At 57.1% G+C, this 18,941-nt stretch carries 22 protein-coding genes; 12 read left to right on the top strand and 10 right to left on the bottom strand.

The window, feature by feature from the left end:
* Window positions 1-120: 120 nt before the first annotated feature.
* The 5 genes from J7416_RS02540 to fabD all read right to left on the bottom strand — a co-directional run bounded on the left by J7416_RS02540 (window position 121) and on the right by fabD (window position 3,829).
* Window positions 121-864, bottom strand: a complete 744-nt coding sequence (locus tag J7416_RS02540) for a 1-(5-phosphoribosyl)-5-[(5-phosphoribosylamino)methylideneamino] imidazole-4-carboxamide isomerase (protein WP_209222750.1) — start codon at window positions 862-864, stop codon at window positions 121-123.
* 123 nt (window positions 865-987) lie between these two features.
* Window positions 988-1,527, bottom strand: coding sequence for a GNAT family N-acetyltransferase (locus J7416_RS02535; protein ID WP_209222748.1), 540 nt, complete (start codon window positions 1,525-1,527; stop codon window positions 988-990).
* A 140-nt stretch (window positions 1,528-1,667) separates the two neighbouring features.
* Window positions 1,668-1,901: an acyl carrier protein gene (locus J7416_RS02530; protein WP_005982462.1), complete on the bottom strand. Its 234-nt coding sequence runs from the start codon at window positions 1,899-1,901 to the stop codon at window positions 1,668-1,670.
* Window positions 1,902-2,110: 209 nt separating this feature from the next.
* Window positions 2,111-2,848 (bottom strand): 3-oxoacyl-[acyl-carrier-protein] reductase, encoded by a 738-nt coding sequence (gene fabG / locus J7416_RS02525; RefSeq protein ID WP_209222746.1) that lies wholly within the window; start codon window positions 2,846-2,848, stop codon window positions 2,111-2,113.
* A 42-nt stretch (window positions 2,849-2,890) separates the two neighbouring features.
* Window positions 2,891-3,829, bottom strand: a complete 939-nt coding sequence (fabD, locus tag J7416_RS02520) for an ACP S-malonyltransferase (RefSeq protein WP_209222744.1) — start codon at window positions 3,827-3,829, stop codon at window positions 2,891-2,893.
* Between the two features lie 161 nt (window positions 3,830-3,990).
* Between fabD and J7416_RS02515 the strand changes: the two genes are divergently transcribed.
* Window positions 3,991-5,217: a cytochrome b/b6 domain-containing protein gene (locus J7416_RS02515; RefSeq protein WP_209222742.1), complete on the top strand. Its 1,227-nt coding sequence runs from the start codon at window positions 3,991-3,993 to the stop codon at window positions 5,215-5,217.
* A gap of 74 nt (window positions 5,218-5,291) precedes the next feature.
* Here J7416_RS02515 and J7416_RS02510 read toward each other — a convergent pair whose 3' ends face one another.
* Both J7416_RS02510 and J7416_RS02505 read right to left on the bottom strand, forming a co-directional pair.
* Complete coding sequence (locus J7416_RS02510; RefSeq protein ID WP_209222740.1) at window positions 5,292-5,864, bottom strand: YceI family protein; 573 nt, start codon at window positions 5,862-5,864, stop codon at window positions 5,292-5,294.
* A gap of 126 nt (window positions 5,865-5,990) precedes the next feature.
* Window positions 5,991-6,509, bottom strand: coding sequence for a hypothetical protein (locus tag J7416_RS02505; RefSeq protein WP_209222738.1), 519 nt, complete (start codon window positions 6,507-6,509; stop codon window positions 5,991-5,993).
* A gap of 293 nt (window positions 6,510-6,802) precedes the next feature.
* Here J7416_RS02505 and rpsF point away from each other — a divergent pair, with 293 nt between their 5' ends.
* The 7 genes from rpsF to J7416_RS02470 all read left to right on the top strand — a co-directional run bounded on the left by rpsF (window position 6,803) and on the right by J7416_RS02470 (window position 11,117).
* Window positions 6,803-7,156, top strand: a complete 354-nt coding sequence (rpsF, locus tag J7416_RS02500; RefSeq protein ID WP_039970775.1) for a 30S ribosomal protein S6 — start codon at window positions 6,803-6,805, stop codon at window positions 7,154-7,156.
* A 27-nt stretch (window positions 7,157-7,183) separates the two neighbouring features.
* Window positions 7,184-7,411, top strand: a complete 228-nt coding sequence (gene rpsR, locus J7416_RS02495) for a 30S ribosomal protein S18 (RefSeq protein ID WP_005982441.1) — start codon at window positions 7,184-7,186, stop codon at window positions 7,409-7,411.
* Between the two features lie 12 nt (window positions 7,412-7,423).
* Window positions 7,424-8,044 carry a 50S ribosomal protein L9 gene (rplI, locus tag J7416_RS02490; RefSeq protein ID WP_209222736.1) on the top strand — a complete coding sequence of 207 codons (621 nt, stop codon included), beginning with the start codon at window positions 7,424-7,426 and terminating at the stop codon, window positions 8,042-8,044.
* Between the two features lie 232 nt (window positions 8,045-8,276).
* Window positions 8,277-8,633, top strand: a complete 357-nt coding sequence (locus J7416_RS02485; RefSeq protein WP_209222734.1) for a hypothetical protein — start codon at window positions 8,277-8,279, stop codon at window positions 8,631-8,633.
* A gap of 141 nt (window positions 8,634-8,774) precedes the next feature.
* Entirely contained in the window at window positions 8,775-9,254 is a 480-nt protein-coding gene (locus J7416_RS02480; RefSeq protein WP_209222732.1) for a lytic transglycosylase domain-containing protein, read from the top strand.
* A 213-nt stretch (window positions 9,255-9,467) separates the two neighbouring features.
* Window positions 9,468-10,169: a LuxR family transcriptional regulator gene (locus J7416_RS02475; RefSeq protein WP_209222730.1), complete on the top strand. Its 702-nt coding sequence runs from the start codon at window positions 9,468-9,470 to the stop codon at window positions 10,167-10,169.
* 96 nt (window positions 10,170-10,265) lie between these two features.
* Entirely contained in the window at window positions 10,266-11,117 is an 852-nt protein-coding gene (locus tag J7416_RS02470) for an acyl-homoserine-lactone synthase (RefSeq protein ID WP_209222729.1), read from the top strand.
* Between the two features lie 96 nt (window positions 11,118-11,213).
* On the opposite strand, the gene tig is transcribed toward J7416_RS02470, so the two are convergent.
* The 3 genes from tig to J7416_RS02455 form a co-directional block, all read right to left on the bottom strand.
* Window positions 11,214-12,545 (bottom strand): trigger factor, encoded by a 1,332-nt coding sequence (gene tig, locus J7416_RS02465; RefSeq protein WP_209222727.1) that lies wholly within the window; start codon window positions 12,543-12,545, stop codon window positions 11,214-11,216.
* 183 nt (window positions 12,546-12,728) lie between these two features.
* Complete coding sequence (locus tag J7416_RS02460) at window positions 12,729-13,853, bottom strand: porin (protein ID WP_209222725.1); 1,125 nt, start codon at window positions 13,851-13,853, stop codon at window positions 12,729-12,731.
* A gap of 303 nt (window positions 13,854-14,156) precedes the next feature.
* Entirely contained in the window at window positions 14,157-15,710 is a 1,554-nt protein-coding gene (locus J7416_RS02455; RefSeq protein WP_209222723.1) for an NAD(P)H-hydrate dehydratase, read from the bottom strand.
* Between the two features lie 169 nt (window positions 15,711-15,879).
* Between J7416_RS02455 and J7416_RS02450 the strand changes: the two genes are divergently transcribed.
* The 4 genes from J7416_RS02450 (at window position 15,880) to J7416_RS02435 (ending at window position 18,895) form a co-directional block, all read left to right on the top strand.
* The gene (locus J7416_RS02450) at window positions 15,880-16,218 is read left to right on the top strand and encodes a P-II family nitrogen regulator (RefSeq protein ID WP_058274017.1); all 339 of its coding nucleotides are present in this window, start codon (window positions 15,880-15,882) and stop codon (window positions 16,216-16,218) included.
* 33 nt (window positions 16,219-16,251) lie between these two features.
* Window positions 16,252-17,658 (top strand): type I glutamate--ammonia ligase, encoded by a 1,407-nt coding sequence (glnA, locus tag J7416_RS02445; RefSeq protein WP_209222721.1) that lies wholly within the window; start codon window positions 16,252-16,254, stop codon window positions 17,656-17,658.
* Between the two features lie 132 nt (window positions 17,659-17,790).
* Window positions 17,791-18,069 (top strand): hypothetical protein, encoded by a 279-nt coding sequence (locus J7416_RS02440; RefSeq protein WP_209222719.1) that lies wholly within the window; start codon window positions 17,791-17,793, stop codon window positions 18,067-18,069.
* Window positions 18,070-18,100: 31 nt separating this feature from the next.
* Window positions 18,101-18,895, top strand: a complete 795-nt coding sequence (locus tag J7416_RS02435) for a lytic transglycosylase domain-containing protein (protein ID WP_209222717.1) — start codon at window positions 18,101-18,103, stop codon at window positions 18,893-18,895.
* Window positions 18,896-18,941: the final 46 nt, after the last annotated feature.

Below are 18,941 nucleotides of genomic sequence, written 5' to 3'. Positions count from 1 at the left end.
GCGCATTCCGCACCGGCACCATTCTGCCGGGTCGTCTATCCATGCGCCTTGTACCGAAAGAAAATGCCCCGCCTCTTTCAGATATCGGAAAGAGGCGGGGCAAAGGTGTGTAAGGACGAATTACTGGAACTCGGCCACTGGCTCGTGGGCCTGATCGGCGACGGCAAGCGCGTCAGCCAAGTCTATAGTTTTGCGGAACAATGCGCGTCCAACAAGCGCGCCCGAGATGTTGTTCACATACGCCAGACGCGAGATGTCATCGGCAGTCCGAACGACACCGCTCGCGATCACCGGCGTCCGCGACACCTCGGCAATACCAGAAATCAGACCCAGTTGCGCGTCGACATCTTCAATGTCGCTATCAATGTCGGTGACCAGAATCGCCGCAAACGGGGTGCCTTCAAACGCCTTGATGAAGGCGTCGGGCGTGAACGCGCTCTGGCTGCGCCAACCTTCTGTCATGACCTGCCCTTGCCAGACATCCACGGCCAGAACGATCTGATCGGGGTAGAGCTTGGCCAATTCCTTGACCAGGTTCGGATCCCAGGCTGCCAACGTGCCGATCACGATGCGTCCCGCGCCCTTGTCGATCCAGTACTCGACCTGCTCCCGCGTCCGCATGCCGCCAGCCAGTTGCACCGACATCTCAGACGAGCGGATGATATCCTCGACCAGCTCTGAATTGGTATCGCGGCCTTCGATCGCGTCGAAATCCGTCAGGTGCATCCACGTGGCCCCGGCCGCAGACCAGCTGCGCGCCGTCTCCGTTGGATTCACATGCCAGATCATCGCGTTTTCCAGACGGCCCTTGTCCAGTGTGACGCACCGGCCGTTCTGCAATTCCATCGTGGGGTAAATCCTCATGAGCTTTCTCCTCTGCTCAATCGCTCTGCCAAACCAGAGTACCATACACGCGCAAGCTCGGCCCGTTTTGACCGGGATCGGCAAACCAAGCGCAGTTTGCGGCATTCTTAAAGTCTCAGATTGCTAGTGGCGCGGCGGCGGCCCGTTGCGGCGCAGCAGCGTGACCTCGCTGCCGTTGAACTCGCATTCGCGCATCGGCGTGTAGCCCAGCTTGTCGGCCAGCTTTTGTGAGGCGGAATTAGTTGAATTGACCATCGCAACCAATGGCCCGGGCATGATCCGGTCAAACCAGTCATGCGCGGCCTGCGCGGCCTCGTACCCCAACCCTTGGCCCTGTGCCTCGGGGACCAGAATCCAACCGGCTTCGGGGAATGTGTCGAAGTCCTCGCCAATCGAGCGATTGCCGTAAAAGAACCCGGCCTGGCCGATCATCTGCCGATTCGACTGCTGGACCACAGCCCACTGGCCAAATCCCGCCATCTGCCAGTGTCCTGCGTTGCGCAGGAAGGAATCCCACGCTTCTCCGCGCGAACGTGGCTTGCCGCCGATATGCCGCACGATGCAGGGGTTCCGCCAAATCTCGGCGAACCGGTTAAAATCCTCTGGCCGCATGGCGCACAGCGTCAAGCGGGCCGTATTGATCATCGGGGTGGATCGTATCATGCCCTGCCCGCTCAGAATTATGTGCCTCGGGCAAAAGGGTGCGAACGAAAACGGCACCTTGCAAGCCTGAAATCGTTGCAGACATAAAAAACGGCGCCTCCGTTGCCCGGAAGCGCCGCTTTTTTAAGATTTCGAAGCTCTTAGGAGGCTTCCGAGATGAATTTGACGGCGTCGCCAAATGTCTGGATGGTCTCGGCTGCGTCATCAGGGATCTCGATGCCGAACTCTTCTTCGAAGGCCATAACCAGCTCAACAGTGTCCAGGCTGTCTGCGCCCAGATCGTCGATGAAGGACGCGTTTTCGGTCACTTTGTCTTCTTCAACACCCAGGTGCTCAACAACGATCTTTTTAACGCGATCTGCGACGTCGCTCATGTCTATTCCTCATTCCGTTTTCAGGGCCTAGTGCCCGGTTCTGCCCTTGCCCGCTCAGGCTGGCTTTGATTTGCCCGATGCGGGCGGTTGGGTCCCGGCTGACCGGGAAAGTAGAAGGCCGACCGTTTGGTCGACCTCAGCATTTATGCGCCGCCTATAGCATAGACAACGCTCAAGGCAAACGCTTTCGCATCTGCCTCGGTCCGCGCTCACAACATGGCCATACCGCCGTTAACATGCAAGGTTGTTCCGGTGACATATCCGGCTTCGGGGCTGGCAAGATACAGAACTGCCGCGGCAATTTCGGATGCATCGCCCATGCGACCGGCGGGAACCTGCCCAAGAATGCCGGCTTTCTGATCATCCGTCAGCTTGTCGGTCATGGCCGTCGTGATGAAACCCGGCGCAACCGCGTTCGCCGTAATGCCACGGCTCGCAACCTCGTAAGCCAGCGATTTGGTCATGCCGACCATACCCGCCTTGGATGCGGCATAGTTCGCCTGACCGGGGTTGCCGGTGGCGCCCACCACAGACGAGATGTTGATGATCCGACCCCAGCGCGCCTTCATCATGCCCCGCAGGACGCCTTTGCACAGCTTGGCGGTCGAGGTCATGTTCACGTCGATCACGCTCTGCCATTCTTCATCGGACATACGCATGAACAGGTTGTCCCGCGTGATCCCGGCGTTGTTGACCAGAATATCAACGGACCCCATCGCCTCGGCCGCCTGCTTGGGCAGCGCGGCGACCGCCTCACCATCACTCAGGTTACACGGCAGAACATGGGCCCGCTCGCCCAGTTCGGCGGCCAGTGCCTCAAGCGGCTCAACCCGTGTGCCCGACAGCGCAACAGTGGCCCCTGCGCCATGCAGCACGCGCGCGATCTCGCCACCAATCCCGCCGGACGCACCGGTGATCAGCGCATTCTTCCCTGTCAAATCAAACATTCGATCTTCCTTTTGCAGCGCAACTTCCGTCGCACATTGTTCTTACGATTCGCTCTGAACCACATTCTGCACGTCGTCCGGCGTGCCAACAGCCTTACCCGCAATCGCGCGGTCGATCTTGCGGATCATGCCCGACAGCGCCTTGCCCGCGCCAATCTCCCACGTCTCAGTGACGCCCTGCGCGGCCATGTACTGAACGCTCTCGCGCCAGCGAACAGAACCGGTGACCTGCTCGACCAGCAATTGCCGGATCAGATCCGGGTCACTCACGGCCTCAGCGCGCACATTGGCGACCAGCGGAACCGCCGGGGCCTTGATTTCAACCGCGGCCAGCGCCTCGGCCATCACATCCGCCGCAGGTTGCATCAGCGCACAATGGAACGGAGCACTAACGGGCAGCATCACAGCGCGCTTCGCGCCTTTTTCTTTGGCGATCTCAGCGGCGCGTTCAACGGCGGCCTTAGCGCCCGAAACAACGACCTGTGTAGGATCGTTGTCATTCGCGGCCTGACACACCTCGCCCTGCGCGGCTTCGTCTGCGACAGCGCGCACCGCCTCAAGGTCCAATCCAAGAATGGCGGCCATCGCGCCCTCACCAACTGGCACAGCGCTTTGCATGGCCTGTCCACGGGTCCGCAACAGGCGCGCGGTATCCGCGACCGACAGTGCACCGGCGGCCGCCAGTGCCGAGTATTCGCCCAGCGAGTGCCCCGCCACAAACGCCGCGTCCGTGACCGAGACCCCTTCGGCCTCCAACGCGCGCATCGCGGCCATCGAGGTCGCCATCAGCGCAGGCTGTGCGTTTTGCGTCAGCGTCAGGTCCGCGATGTCGCCTTCCCAGATCAGATCGCTCAACTTTTCGCCCAGCGCGTCGTCGACCTCATCGAAAATGGCCTGTGCGGCCGGGTATGCCTCGGCCAGTGCTTTACCCATGCCAATGGTTTGGGCACCCTGCCCCGGGAAAACGAACGCGCGTGTCATTGCAACCTCTTGGATGACGTTAGGTTGCGACGGGGTGTAAACCGAGTGAACGAGCGGCACAAGCTCTGCATCCGAACACGCATCCTGTGCGCCAGAAGCTATTGTGTCCGACCCCCCTATAATTAGGGTGGCATCAGCAAACAGACCGGAGCCTGAAACCAATGTCCCTTGCAAATAGCACCCATAGCTACGGAGGTGTTTCGAAAACCTTCCACTGGCTGACGGCCCTGCTTATTCTGACAGCCCTTCCCATCGGCTGGTTCGCAACCCGGCTGGCCCATGCCATCGAAGACCCGGCCATCCCAACGACGCCGGAGGATCTGCAGCAAGCGGCCCAGCTGTTTTCACTTCACAAAACAATCGGTGTTACGGTGTTTTTCGTGGCCCTCGCCCGCATCCTCTGGGCGATCAGTCAGCCCAAACCCGGCCTGCTGAACGCCGACAACAAGCCCGAGGCATTTGCCGCCGAAACCGTGCATTGGCTTCTGTACGGCTCGCTCGTGCTGGTTCCCCTGACCGGCTGGATCCACCATGCGGCGACGGAAGGGTTTGCCCCGATCCTATGGCCGTTTGGGCAAAACCTGCCCTTTGTGCCCAAATCCCCCGCCCTGGCCGAAGCAACCGGTGGATTGCACTTTGTCCTGATGCTGGTGCTGGTCGGCGCCTTGGTTCTGCACATCGCCGGCGCGCTCAAGCACCACGTGATCGACAAGGACAGCACGCTGCGCCGTATGCTGCCCGGACGGGTCGAACTGCCGGAGCCGCCCCAACAGTGGCACTCACCGGTTCCCGCACTTGCCGCTTTGGTGATCTGGGCTATGGCGCTTGGTATCGGATGGTTTGACGGAGCCTATTCGGCGCATCCTGCGGGCGATCACGCCTCGGCCGAGCTGGATGCAGTCCAGTCCGACTGGCAGGTGCAGGAGGGCACGCTGGGGATTACCATAACTCAGTTGGGCAGCCCGGTGACCGGCGGGTTTTCGGATTGGACCGCAGCGATCACCTTTGACGAACCCGCAGAACCGGGCCCTGCCGGGACTGTTGATGTGACTGTGGCGATCGGCTCTTTGACCATTGGCACGGTTACGCAACAGGCGCTTGGGGCGGACTTCTTTGACAGTGCGCAGTTCCCTACCGCCAAATTCACCGCTGATCTTTTCAAAACCGATCTGGCTTACGAAGCGCGCGGCACTCTGACTATCCGGGACAAGTCGATGGACGTTGTCCTCCCGTTCGAGTTGGACCTGCAGGACGGCATCGCAAAGATGCAAGGCGCGCTAGAGTTGAACCGGCTTGATTTTGACGTCGGCACGTCGCAACCGACCGAAGAGTCTCTGGCCTTTGGCGTTACGGTGAATGTTGAGCTGACGGCTAACCAAGGGCAATAAAATCTAACTTCACCAAAACAAAACCGCCGGGGTCTATCGATCCCGGCGGTTCTTTATTGTCAGATCAGGTCGACTTAGTCGGCTTTCTGTGCCTCGACCGAGATGCGAACCTCGACCTCATCACCCACGAAGGGTGCGAATTGGCCGAGATCGAAATCGCTGCGAACCAATGTGGTGGTCGCGTCGAATCCCGCCCAAGGTTTGTTTGCCATCGGGTGATCACCGACCTGGTTCAGCTTCGCGTCCAGTACGACCGACTTGGTGACGCCGTTCATGGTCAGATCGCCGGTGATGTTCGCGGTGTTATCACCGGTAACTTCAATACCAGTCGAGGTGAAGGTGATCAGATCGCCCTCTTGCACGCCAAAGAAGTCTTCGGTCATGAAGTGATCTTCGCGCGGCTTCCAACCGGTGATCATTTCAACAACCGGCATCGACACAGTCACGCTAGAGGCAGCAGGGTCTTCCTGATCGAACATGATCTCGCCTTCAAAGCCCGAGAACATGCCGTAGGTGGTCGAAAACCCAAGATGGTTGTAGCTAAAGATGACCTGGCTGTGGCTGGGGTCCAAAACGTATTTCTCGGCGCTGGCAAATGCCGAGGTCGCCGATACGGCCAGTGCAGCAGCAAGAAGGGTGGATTTCATGACAATCTCCAAATTATTGTGGATGCAAACCAATAGGCATGCTCGGTAACGAAAATGTGCCGCCCTGAGGCAGCACACAAGTCATATTCGCTCACACTTTCTGTTCTCAGGTGAACAGAATAGAATTTAGGCGAAGATTGTTACACTTCCACTCAATTGTCCCTTGAGCGCTCGGCTAACATCCGCCGATTGCAGCGGCAGTTTCATCAACAAGCTGCCATCCACGTCAAAGAGTTCCACCTGATCGTCTGCGAACCGCGCACCACCCAGGGTGTCATAGCTGCGGCGCAGTACTGTCTGCGGACGGCCGTTTTCGTTTTTCTGCAGTACCCGAACTTCGCGGCGGATCGGGTCGAAATACGCATCCGGGCGTTGATCCAGAACCTGAACCGTCAACAGGCTGACCCCGATCAGCAGGAACATCAACGACGCCGCCAGTTTGATCGGCCAAACCTCAGTCGCCATGACCGCACCGGGCATCAACCACATTGAGAATGCCATAATGATCAGGAACGCTCCAACAAAGCGCGCCAAAATGGTTCTGGCCTGCCAGTTCGGTGCAAATGCCACAAGAACTGGAACCGATTGGTCGTAAGTCGCGTTTTTCGCAGACTTGTCGAAGGTATTCGTGTTCGTCGCCGTCATATCACTGTACCTTGTATAAGGTTGCCGCCTTTGTTTGGTCGTTCCGGCTAGTCCCCGGTATGCAAAACAACTTTGAGCCGAAAAGCGTCAGGAATTGGGCGGCGCAATGTTAATTGGATGTTAATAGCGCGGCTTCACCACGGCATTTACGCGGGGCTTGCCCCCCGCGCCGAATGGTGTATACGGGGCCATCCTTCGCAAGAGTTATGAATCGCGCAGCCTCTCGTGGCCGGGTCGCGGAGGGTTGAATGGCCCTGCCTTTGAAATGCGCCTTGATAGAAACAGGAGTGCACATGCCACTGTATGAGCATGTAATGATCGCGCGTCAGGACCTGTCCAACGCGCAGGCAGAAAGCCTTGTCGAACATTTCGGCACCGTTCTGGCTGACAACGGCGGCAACGTCGTCGACAGCGAGTACTGGGGCGTCAAGACGATGGCTTACAAGATCAACAAAAACCGCAAAGGCCACTATTCCTTCCTGAAGACCGACGCCCCTGCTGGCGCCGTTCAGGAAATGGAACGCCTGATGCGCCTGCATGACGACGTTATGCGCGTTCTGACCATCAAGGTCGACGAGCATGCCGAGGGCCCCTCGGTCCAGATGCAGAAGCGCGATGAGCGCGAAGGCCGCCGCGAGCGCCGTTGATCAACGCCTGACGAAAGGACATTTACCATGGCCGCAAAACCATTTTTCCGCCGCCGCAAGGTTTGCCCGTTCTCGGGCGACAACGCGCCGAAGATCGACTACAAAGACACCCGTCTGCTGCAGCGCTACATCTCTGAGCGTGGCAAGATCGTTCCTTCGCGCATCACGGCCGTTTCGGCAAAAAAGCAGCGTGAACTGGCCCGTGCTATCAAGCGCGCCCGCTTCCTCGCCCTGCTGCCCTACGCTGTGAAGTAAGGAGAGACTGATATGCAAGTTATCCTTCTGGAACGCGTTGCGAAACTGGGTCAGATGGGCGACGTCGTTGACGTCAAGCCTGGCTACGCCCGCAACTTCCTGCTGCCCCAAGGCAAAGCGCTGAGCGCATCGGACGCCAACATCGCGTCGTTCGAAGCTCAGAAAGCCCAGCTTGAGGCCCGCAACCTGGAAACCAAGAAAGAAGCTGAAGCTCTGGCTGAAAAGCTGGACGGTCAGCAGTTCATCGTGATCCGCTCGGCATCGGATGCTGGCGCTCTGTACGGCTCGGTCACCCCGCGTGACGCCGCAGACGCTGCAACCGAAGCAGGCTTCACCGTCGACAAAAAGCAGATCGCCCTGATCGCACCGATCAAGGAACTGGGTCTGCACTCGCTGGCAGTCAAACTGCACCCCGAGGTCGAAGTTGCAATCCAGATGAACGTTGCCCGCTCGGAAGAAGAAGCCGAACTGCAGGCATCGGGCAAGTCGATCCAGGAACTGGCCGCTGAAGAAGAAGCCGCCGCTGAATTCGAAATCGCCGAACTGTTCGACGATATCGGTTCCGCAGCTTCCGAAGACGACGATCTGGTTACCGAAGAAGCACCGGCTGAAGAAGACGAAGCCAAAGCCTGATCTGGCTACTCTTGAATGAATGAAAGGCCGCGCCGAAAGGTGCGGCTTTTTTTTATGACCTGGCCAAGGCAAAGGCACCACCAAGGCCGGATACAGCAATCACTTGGAAAATATGCTATGCTGTGGTCGCGCGGCCCTGCCGCCCCTGCCGCATTTTTTTGAAGTTCATTTTAGTTATTTGTTTGCGTGATCGCGCATCTGGGCGGACCGCGATCCGACAGGAGAAAGCGTCATGGCATCTTTGTGCGACTATATCGTCGTGAACGACGGCTCATTTTCATTAAACCCCGGCGAAAGCCAGACTTTCAGCGACCCGATTCCGTCCAATCTGATCATCGGAACCAACCGAGCCAAACCGATCCTCGCCTTCAAGGCTTGGGCAACACCTTCCGGAGGGGCGTTCCAGATCGAGATCAACGATACTCTAATTTATGGCCCGTCCATGTCCGGCGGCGACATTCGCGGATTATGGGAGGCCTTCCCCGGAACCGTTCTGAACCCGGGGATCAACAACACCGTTCAGTTCCGCGCGACAGAGAACAAGATTTGGTTTGCCGATGTCATCTTGTGGTTCCAGGTCGAAGCGTAACCGCGTCGGACTGATATCCTAGACAGTGAAACAGGGCGAACAAGCGACACAACCCGGCGTAATTCAGCGCGTGGGCTACAGGTCAGCTTGCGGTTGCGCATGGCTGGTTTATCATATTCCGACCCCCATCGGAGACTTTAAATGCCCCAATACACGCGTCGCACCTTGCTCGTTGCACTTTTGGCCGTGCCCACGCTGGCCGCCTGTGGCAGCGAACCCAGCACCCGGGAAGCGACATTCGACCCGCCACTTTATCCCAACGAGACGCCAGAACTGCGCGCGTCGATCAACAAGTGGGCGGATCACTATGAACTGCCCCGAGAGCTGGTGCACAAGCTGGCCATTCGCGAAAGCACGCACCGGCCCTGGGCAGTGAATCGTCCCTACTACGGCTTGCTCCAGATTCTGCCGGCCACTGCGCGCTCGATGGGATACACCGGAACACCGCAGGGACTACTGGACGCAGACACCAACCTGGAGTTTGCCGGAAAGTACTTGCGGGGCGCCTGGCTATTGTCAGATGGCGACCAGAAACGCGCCATTTTCCTCTATGCCAAAGGTTACTACCCCGAGGCAAAAGCACGCGGTATGCTGGTTGAGACTGGTCTGGTTTCGAGATGACGCTAGGTAAACAAACTGGCAAAAGAGTGCGCGGGCTGAAGTTATACCCCCAAAAGACACCCTCGCACTATGTTGCCAGAACCACGCAATATGCTTAGGCGTTTTACATAATTAGCTTGCGTCAAGTACCTAACTTGACGCAACGTACACACTGAAATGGACAGATATGGCATTTCTTTGGGGAAAGAAATGCCTTCCGCAAGGGTTGGACAGGTGAAACTAGTAGACTTGGCCGCGATCGACCACGAAGAGAAGTCGGCAGCCGACATCATTAATGCTGTCTGCGAAGAGCTTGGCTTTGACTACGCGTCCTATGCCACTTTCAACCCTGTCAAAGGTGACGTTCAGGGCTATGCAAACTACCCTGACGAATGGAAAATTCACTATGGAAGTCAAGGCTTTCACCATTTCGACCCCACTTTGTACCAATCCGCGCTCAGCATCGCGCCTGTGGATTGGGGACGTTTCAACCACGACGAAAAGTTCCATTCGGTTTTTCGCGATGCGCATGATTTTGGCATTACGTCCCGCGGCTTAACTGTTCCGGTGCGTGGGCCTTATGGAGAATGTGGGCTGCTGAACGTGACCCGCAATTGCTCGGACGCCGAATGGGAAAAGCTGAAAAAACATGTCATGGGAGACCTGCAGATGGCTGCTGTTCAGGCGCATGATACTGTGATGCAGTCCGGCCTGCTGGCCAAAGCGCTGTATCTTCCGGCCCTTTCGACCCGTGAACAAGAGATTCTGCAATGGGTTGCCGACGGCAAATCCCAGCAGGACATTGGTGACATTCTGTCAATTTCGCACCGAACCGTTGAAGTTCACATGCGATCAGGGCGTGAAAAACTGGGGGCTTTGACAACACCTCAGGCCATCGGTCGCGCGATCGGACTTGGGCTAATTGCCCCCGGATAATCAAAAAAGATCAAAAATACGGGAAACCCCCAATAGTTTCAGACGTAAACTTGGTTAACCTCCTACTTACGGTAACCAGACTGTAGGGGGATGGAAATGATCATCGTAATTGATGGTATTAACCAACATAAGTTTAAAGATGTCTTGGATGAGATGCACAAACTTCGCGCGCGCGTGTTTGGCGATAGGCTTGGCTGGGACGTAAATATCGTCGACGGGCGCGAGCGCGACCATTTCGACGACCTTCATCCTGCACACGTAGTCAGCATCAACGACGAGGGGAACGTTGTTGGGTGCATGAGACTGCTGCAGACGACCGGGCCGCACATGCTGTCGGACGTGTTCCATTCGATCCTGGATGGCGAAGCGCCAATCCGCAGCGCCCAGGTCTGGGAAGCGACCCGTTTCTGCGTCGACACCAAGAAACTCGGCCGTGGTCGAGGTGTGAACTCAGTTTCCTATGTCACCAGCGAAGTGATGATCGGATCCTTCGAATATGCGAAGACGGCTGGCGTGCTGGACTCGATCGCCGTGATCGATCCGGTCATGAACCGCGTACTGCAACGTTCGGGCAATGCTCCGTATGACTACCTTGGCACTGCTAAACCGATGGGCAAGGTGGTGGCGATGGCCGCTCTTATGGACTGCTCAGAGGAACGTATTTCCGGAATTCGCGACTATGCAGGCATCGAACATGATGTCTTTCTGAGCGAAGACGCAGCGCTTGAACTGTTCGAGAAGTCGAAGGTCAAGGCAAATGCCGCGAACTACGATCACCAGCCCCTGAGCCAGCTGGAAAAGTACTTCGTCGAGCAGATGAATGCTGCAACGTCCAAAGAAGAAGTTGAATCTGTCTTGAAGCTGATCGAAGCGCTTTCAGACCGGTTCACACCAGAGCAAAAGAATGCTCTGCTCAGTTCCCCCCGTGCTTTTGCTCATGAGGCCTGACCCCCTCACCTCATAAGTTAAAGCCACAAAAGCGGAGCCGTCTTATTTCAGACGGCTCCGTATTTTTTTGCCCGTCAGGAGATGGGCAGACGAGGATTACTCCTCGTCCAGTGCCTCAACGGCTTTCTGCAGGTCATCTTTGCTGACTTCTTTGTCAGCAACCTGAGCCAGTTCAAACACGTAGTCGATGACCTTATCTTCGAAGATCGGCGCGCGCAGTTGCTGCTGCATCTGTGCGTTCTGCTGAACGAATTCAAAGAACTGACGTTCCTGACCAGGGTACTGACGTGCTTGGTTCATGATTGCCTGAGTCATCTCGGCATCGGTCACTTCGACCTCGGCCTTCTGACCCAGCTCGGCCAGCAGCAGGCCCAGACGCACACGGCGTTCTGCCAGTTTGTTGTGTTCGTCGGTCGGCTCGACCTCACCGTGGTCGTGGCCTTCTACGTCCGGGTTTTCTTCGTGGAACAGCTGATGTGCGATCTGCTTGGCTTCCGCCTCAACCAGCGACGGCGGCAGGTCAAACGAGACTTTCTCGTCCAGTGCGTCCAACAGAGCACGTTTCATGACCGCGCGCGATGCACCGGCGTATTCCGCCTCCAGACGCTCGGCGATCTGACCCTTCAGGGCTTCCAGATCTTCTGCGCCGAACTTGGTGGCCAGTTCGTCGTTAACCTCGGCCGCAACCGGCTCTTTGACCTCTTTGATGGTGCAGGTGAAAACGGCGTCTTTACCGGCCAAGTGCTCCGCACCGTATTCCTCGGGGAACTTCACCTCGACATCTTTGACTTCTTCAGCCTTCACGCCAACCAGCTGCTCTTCGAAGCCGGGGATGAAGCTGTTGGAACCCAGAACCAGCGGATAATCCTCGGCCGAACCGCCTTCGAATTCTTCACCGCCCACTTTACCAACAAAGTCGATCACAACCTGATCGCCGTCCTTGGCTTTGGAACCCTTGCGGCGCGCTTTGAAGTCCTGAGCGGTTTCGGCCAGGTTGTTCAGCGCTTCTTCGATGGCTGCGTCATCGGCTTTGACAACCAGCTTTTCCAACTCGACCGATTTCAGGTCAACTTCGGGGATCTCGGGCAGTGCCTCATAGGACATTGCAACTTCGACATCGTCGCCTTCTTTCCAGTCTTCGTTGGTCATTTTGACCTCAGGCTGCAGCGCCGGGCGCTCGCCGCTGTCTTCAAAGTGCTTGTTCATCGCACCGTCGATGCTTTCCTGCATCGCTTCGCCCAACAGGCGCTGGCCAAATTGCTTTTTCAGCAGCGCCATCGGCACTTTGCCTTTGCGGAAACCCTTCATCTCGATTTCCGGCTGCGCTTCGACCAGTTTCTCGTTAACTTTGTCGTCCAGCTCGGCTGCGGATACGACGATATTGTAGCCGCGTTTCAGACCTTCGTTCAGCGTCTCGGTAACCTGCATTATGGTAGTCCCCATAGGATTCGGGGCGCGCAAAACGGCGCGCCGGGCAAATTTGACGCCTTCTATTTGCACAGCCGCCGGCGTGCAAGGGGCAATGGCCGGGTCAGCCTTGTTTTGCCGCGGATTTGAACAAAAAAACGCCCCGGACAAGACCGGGGCGCCTGCAGTTAATGTGAAACGTCGTCAGAACTTCCAGAGCGCACCCAGCACCCAGGCTTCGTTCTTGTCAAAATCGACCGTGTCATCGAAATCGTGGTTGCGGTATTTCAGGTAGGCATCCGTGTTGATCGCATCGATGCGCTGTACCACAGCAATGCCCCAGGATTTGGTGCTGGAGCCCTGGTTTTCGAAATCCGAGCCATCGAAATAGTCGATACCTACGCCGGTTTTGCCCCACGACACCCAGTCACCTTCATAGGCCAGCTTGGTGTACCAATAGTCCGGATCACTTGCACCGGCCGAGGTATTGTCCCGCGAACCCAGAGCTGCGGTAAAACTGAAACCGCTTGGCAGCAGCACCGAAGCGGACCCGATTGTGTCCCTCTGCTCGCCGGAACCATCGTCAAAGTCCCGGACAGCATAGGCAAAACTGGCCGCGAACTCGATCCCATTTGCGAAGGTGTTCCCGTATTTTAAGGCGATGTCATAGTAGTCGTCGTCATCGCTGCTGGACAGAATGTTCTGACCATAGGCTATCGCGGCCGAGAAGCCGTTGAAATCCGGCGTGTCGTACCGGATCCTGCCCCGGCGACCACCGTCAAAGTTACTGGACGAGTCGCCCACCGTAATGTCACTTAGAACGCCGTCCGCACCGCGATAAAAGAAGGCACCGTTTTCGTCGTTCGTGAAGGAATAGAGCGCGGTCCCGACATAGGACAGGTCAGTTTCCGCAGCCCCGTCCGAGGCCATACTGCCCTGACCGGCCGAGAACTTGCCGTACCCGCCCTTGAGTGAGAAATCGACATGACGGATATCCGACCGTGTCCAACCATTGGTGTTGGTTCCGTTCTGGTTTGCCGTGGCAGTACTTGGCAGCCCCAAACCCGACTCGAACCGGAACATGAACTCATTGCTGCCATAAGGTTGAATGACGCGCAGACCCACGCGGCTGTTGGACAGGTCATTGTCCAGCAAACGTGTCTCGGTTTCCTGCCCATCGTCGACCGAGACGATCACCGGGTCGAACTGACCATATAGCTCGACCGAACCACCACTGTTGTTTTGGTATTTCAGGTCAGCAAAGGCAGGGATCGCAGTGGTCGCCGAAAAAACCGCAGCCACCGGGAGAACTTTCAATTTCACTGTCATTTTCTTCACCATCAACGTTACGGTTGTGGATACCGCCAAAAAGAGAAGCCAATGTGACAGCCCACGACCCAAAGAACCGAATAACTCGCACTCAGGACTTCTGCCTCACGGCTCAAATCGGCAGGAAGTAAATTCCAAATTTTTTCAAATATTTAATCTCCAAGCCTTCGCAGGATGGGGATTCTTTCTTCAAGTCTGCCACTCTGCGGAATGTGTTTCAAAAAGAATGACATGCATTAATGCATATACGTGTGGCTATTTCTTGCCGACCGCACAAAAAAGCGGCCATTTTCCGCCCATTCACTATGTGACCAGGTTTCGAAAAACCTTGGGCAATTGTTCAGGCAAATCCTCGGCAATCAAGCCCGGCCCGAACTGACGTGCGCATTCCACGTGGAGCCACGCTGCGGTTTCTGCTGCCTGCATTGGGGCGAAACCACGTGCCAACAGCCCCGTGATGAACCCGGCCAGCACATCACCGGACCCCGCCGTTGCAAGCCATGGCGCCGAACGATCATAGTGGGCCGCGTTGATTGCACAGCGCCCATCCGGTGCCGCAATCACCGTATCCGCCCCCTTGAACAGAACCACGCACCCTGCCCGCTTGGCGGCCTCGCGCGTCGCGTCGACCTTAGAGCACGCGGGGCCTGTAGTTGGGACAGCGGCCAGCTGCTCGGCAATATCGGGGAACAGCCGCGCAAACTCGCCGCCATGCGGTGTCAAAACACAATTCTCATGCAGTTGACCAAACAGATCGGCGGGATCATCCGCAAAAGCCGTCAGTGCATCCGCGTCCAATACCGTCGCGCGCCCGGCCTCAAGGGCGACCGGTACCAATTCCCGCGCACGATGCAGCCCCAACCCCGGCCCGAGGCACAGAGCATTCAGGCGATCATCCTCCAGGATTTCCGACAGCACACCCCCATCTTCAATTCGCCGCAACATGATCGAGGTCACGTGCGCCGCGACCTCCAGCAGGGCCGCCGGAAGAACACCAAGCGTCACAAGCCCAGCCCCGATACGCAATGCGCCCCGGGCAGCCAGACGTGCTGCGCCGGTCTTGCCCGAACCACCCGACAAGATCAGTGCGTGCCCGTGAGAGTATTTGTGATCCCTCGTTGTCTTGGTCCACGGAACACTCATATTGGATACAAGCTGAACCACTTTATTGGACATTTGGCGCTGAAGCCCAATTGGCTTGGTCCGAACCAGGCCGCAATTTACGGGGCCATCGTTGATCATGTGGCCAACTTTCATGTCATGGAACGTAACAGTGAGGTCAGCCTCGATAACACTTCCAAGTACGCGGCCGCTGTCGGCGCATAGGCCGCTTGGAACATCGATTGCCACAACGCGCGCGCCGTGGCGCCGCATCAGGTGCCTTGCGTCTTCGGAAGCCAACAGCGTGAAAACTCCTTGGAAAGGACGCGTCAAACCGGTTCCGAACAATCCATCAATAACAAGGTCAAATTCAGGCGGAAACTTCAGGTAGTCATCGACCAAAGGAGGTGGATTGATTTGACGAACCGCGACCTCGCTTTGCTCTTTCCATCGCTCATAGTTCGTTCGCGCATCCGGCGGTAGCTTTTCCGGGTCGCCATACAGAATTACTTCGACCTCCCAGCCCCATTCTTTCAGCAACCGCGCAACGACGAATCCGTCGCCGCCATTGTTCCCCGGTCCGCACAGCACCACCGCGCGACCAGAGGTTTTTGCCAGTTCCGGCCATTCTTCGAAAATCGCCTCGACAACGCCACGGCCAGCCCGTTCCATCAGTTCCAGACCAGTCACCTCGCCAGACTTGATTGCGGCCTGTTCGATGGCACGCATCTGCGCTGCAGTCAGCAATTCCGTCATTCTAATTCCCTCAGCGATTCACTTTCGCTTACTTTTTGTGCAAACCGATCAAAATTTGACCTGCCGCCTGTTTTCTAAGCGCCCAACCGGGACCAATTTCGCAATCACATTGCCGACCGAATTTAGACGTGGTCAGTGCCAAACTGACAAGAGTTAAAGGGAGCCCGGGATGAAGAAGATCGAAGCGATCATCAAGCCGTTCAAACTCGACGAAGTGAAAGAAGCGCTGCAGGACGTCGGCGTCCAGGGTCTCAGCGTGATCGAAGTCAAAGGCTTCGGCCGTCAGAAAGGTCACACCGAACTTTACCGCGGCGCAGAGTACGTCGTTGATTTCCTTCCCAAGGTGAAGGTCGAGGTCGTGTTGGACGACGATCAGGTCGATGCGGCCATCGACGCCATCGTTGCGGCAGCCAAAACCGACAAGATCGGTGACGGCAAGATCTTTGTATCGCCTGTGGAACAAGCCATTCGTATCCGGACCGGTGAAACCGGCCCGGAAGCGCTGTAATCGAACAAACTCAAACCAGAGGACTAGAAAAACATGAGCAAGGACGCAGTTCTTCAGCTGATCCGGGATGAGGACGCCGAGTACGTCGACATCCGCTTTACCGACCCGCGCGGCAAGCTTCAGCACGTCACCATCATGGCTGACCAGGTTGATGAAGACTTCCTGGAAGAGGGCTTTATGTTCGACGGTTCGTCCATTGCGGGCTGGAAGTCGATCGAAGCGTCGGACATGAAACTGATGCCCGACACCGACAGCGCCTATGTCGATCCGTTCTACGCGGAAAAAACCATCTGTCTGCATTGCTCGGTTGTCGAGCCCGACACCGGCGAAGCTTATGAGCGTGACCCGCGTGGCACCGCTCAGAAAGCCGAAGCTTACCTGAAATCCTCGGGTATCGGTGACGCAGCATTCTTCGGCCCCGAAGCTGAATTCTTCCTGTTTGACGATGTCCGTTTCTCGAACAGCATCAACAAGGTATCCTACGAAGTTGATGCAACCGACGCGTCGTGGAACACCGACACCGAGTACGAAATGGGCAACATGGGCCACCGTCCGGGCGTCAAGGGCGGTTACTTCCCGGTCAACCCGATCGACGAAGCACAGGACCTGCGTTCGGAAATGCTGTCGACCATGAAGCGTCTGGGCATGAAGGTCGACAAGCATCACCACGAGGTTGCGTCGTGCCAGCACGAGCTGGGTCTGATCTTTGACAGCCTGACCAAGCAGGCGGACGAGCTGCAGAAGTACAAGTACGTCATCCACAACGTTGCGCACGCCTATGGCAAATCGGCCACCTTCATGCCGAAGCCGATCGCAGGTGACAACGGCACCGGCATGCACGTGAACATGTCGATCTGGAAAGACGGCAAGCCTCTGTTCGCTGGCGACAAATACGCCGATCTGTCAGACGAAGCGCTGTACTTCATCGGCGGTGTTCTGAAACACGCCAAGACGCTGAACGCCTTCACCAACCCGTCGACCAACAGCTACAAGCGTCTGATCCCGGGCTTTGAAGCACCTGTTCTGCGCGCCTATTCGGCTCGCAACCGTTCGGGTTGTGTCCGTATTCCGTGGACCGAAAGCCCGAAAGCCAAGCGCGTCGAGGCCCGCTTCCCCGACCCAGCTGCGAACCCCTACCTGGCGTTTGCTGCGCTGCTGATGGCTGGTCTGGACGGCATCAAGAACAAAATCGATCCGGGCGAAGCCATGGACAAGAACCTGTACGATCTGCCTGCCGAAGAACTGGCCGACATCCCGACCGTTTGCGGCAGCCTGCGCGAAGCTCTGGAAGCTCTGGCATCCGATCACGACTTCCTGCTGCAGGGCGACGTGTTCACCAAAGACCAGATCGACGGCTACATCGCACTGAAGATGGAAGAGGTCGAAACCTACGAGCACACGCCGCACCCTGTCGAGTACGGCATGTACTACAGCTGCTAAACAACAGCTTCCAACAAATACTCTCGAAGGGGCGTCGGGCGGGCGCCCCTTTTCTTTTCCCAGACCCGCCGCCGCTTGACTGGCGCGCAATAACGTCAGAGCCTTCCGCGAAACTCAACACGGGAGAGAACGATGCGCCTGATGCTGAAATTCACGATACCAGTCGAAAAGGGCAATCAGGCCGAAAAGGACGGCACGCTTGGCCCGGCGATTGACGCTTTGGTTAAACAGGTGAATGCCGAAGCTGCCTATTTTGCCCTTGAGGGTGGCAAACGCATGGGGATCGTCATCTTTGAAGAAGCCGATCAGGCTCGCATGCCTTCTATCAACGAACCGCTGTTTGCCGCGCTGAATGCAAGCATAGAAATCCAACCTGTGTTAACGTCGGCAGATCTCCAACGCGCATTGTAGACCAGTTGCAACCGACAAGACTGAGGACCCCATGCTGCGACCCGCTGTTCTGATTGCTTTCCTTGTGGCCACACCAACCTTGGGCACGGCCGCCCCCTGCGGCAATACCGGCAGCGGGTTCGAAGCCTGGAAAAGCGACTTTGCCAGGCAGGCCAAGCGTGCGGGTGTCAAAAGGAAGGGGTTGCAGGCGTTGGCGCAGACGCAATATGCCACACGCACGATTGCAGCCGATAGAAACCAGAAAAGCTTTAAATACTCTTTGGACAAGTTCATGCGTGTCCGCGGCGCAGATACGATTGTTTCGCAAGGGCGCAAGCGAAAGGCGCGCAACCCGCAGTTCTATGCCGCGCTTGAACGCCAATACGGGGTTCCTGCCGGGGTTCTGATCGCCATTCACGGGATGGAAACGGGCTTCGGGAATTTCATGGGCGACAGTCAGGTTGTTTCCGCAATCACAACACTCGCTTACGACTGCCGACGGTCGGATTTCTTTATTCCCCACGCGCTCGGAGCGCTGAAACTGGTCGATCAAGGCAGCATTACGACAGCCACAAAAGGGGCAAAACATGGCGAACTTGGGCACACCCAGTTCCTGCCCGGCAATGCGATGAAGTACGGCGTAGATGCCACAGGCGATGGTCGTGTCGATTTTTACAATATGACCGATGCACTGGCCTCGACCGCCAATTTTCTGCGTAAGAAGGGCTGGAAACCGGGGCGTGGCTATCAACCGGGTCAGCCAAATTTCGCGGTGATTCAACAGTGGAACGCGGCCTCGGTTTACCAGCAATCCATCGCAATTATGGCGGCCCGAATCGACGGATGAGGCCGCCCAGACAATCGGGCAAATGCGGCAAAATCTGGCCACATTG

Source organism: Ruegeria sp. R14_0, assembly GCF_017743975.1.
In the GTDB taxonomy this organism is placed as follows: Bacteria; Pseudomonadota; Alphaproteobacteria; order Rhodobacterales; family Rhodobacteraceae; genus Ruegeria.
The sequence above is the reverse complement of the archived record's forward strand: the minus strand, read 5'-3'. Positions and strand labels throughout refer to the sequence as shown.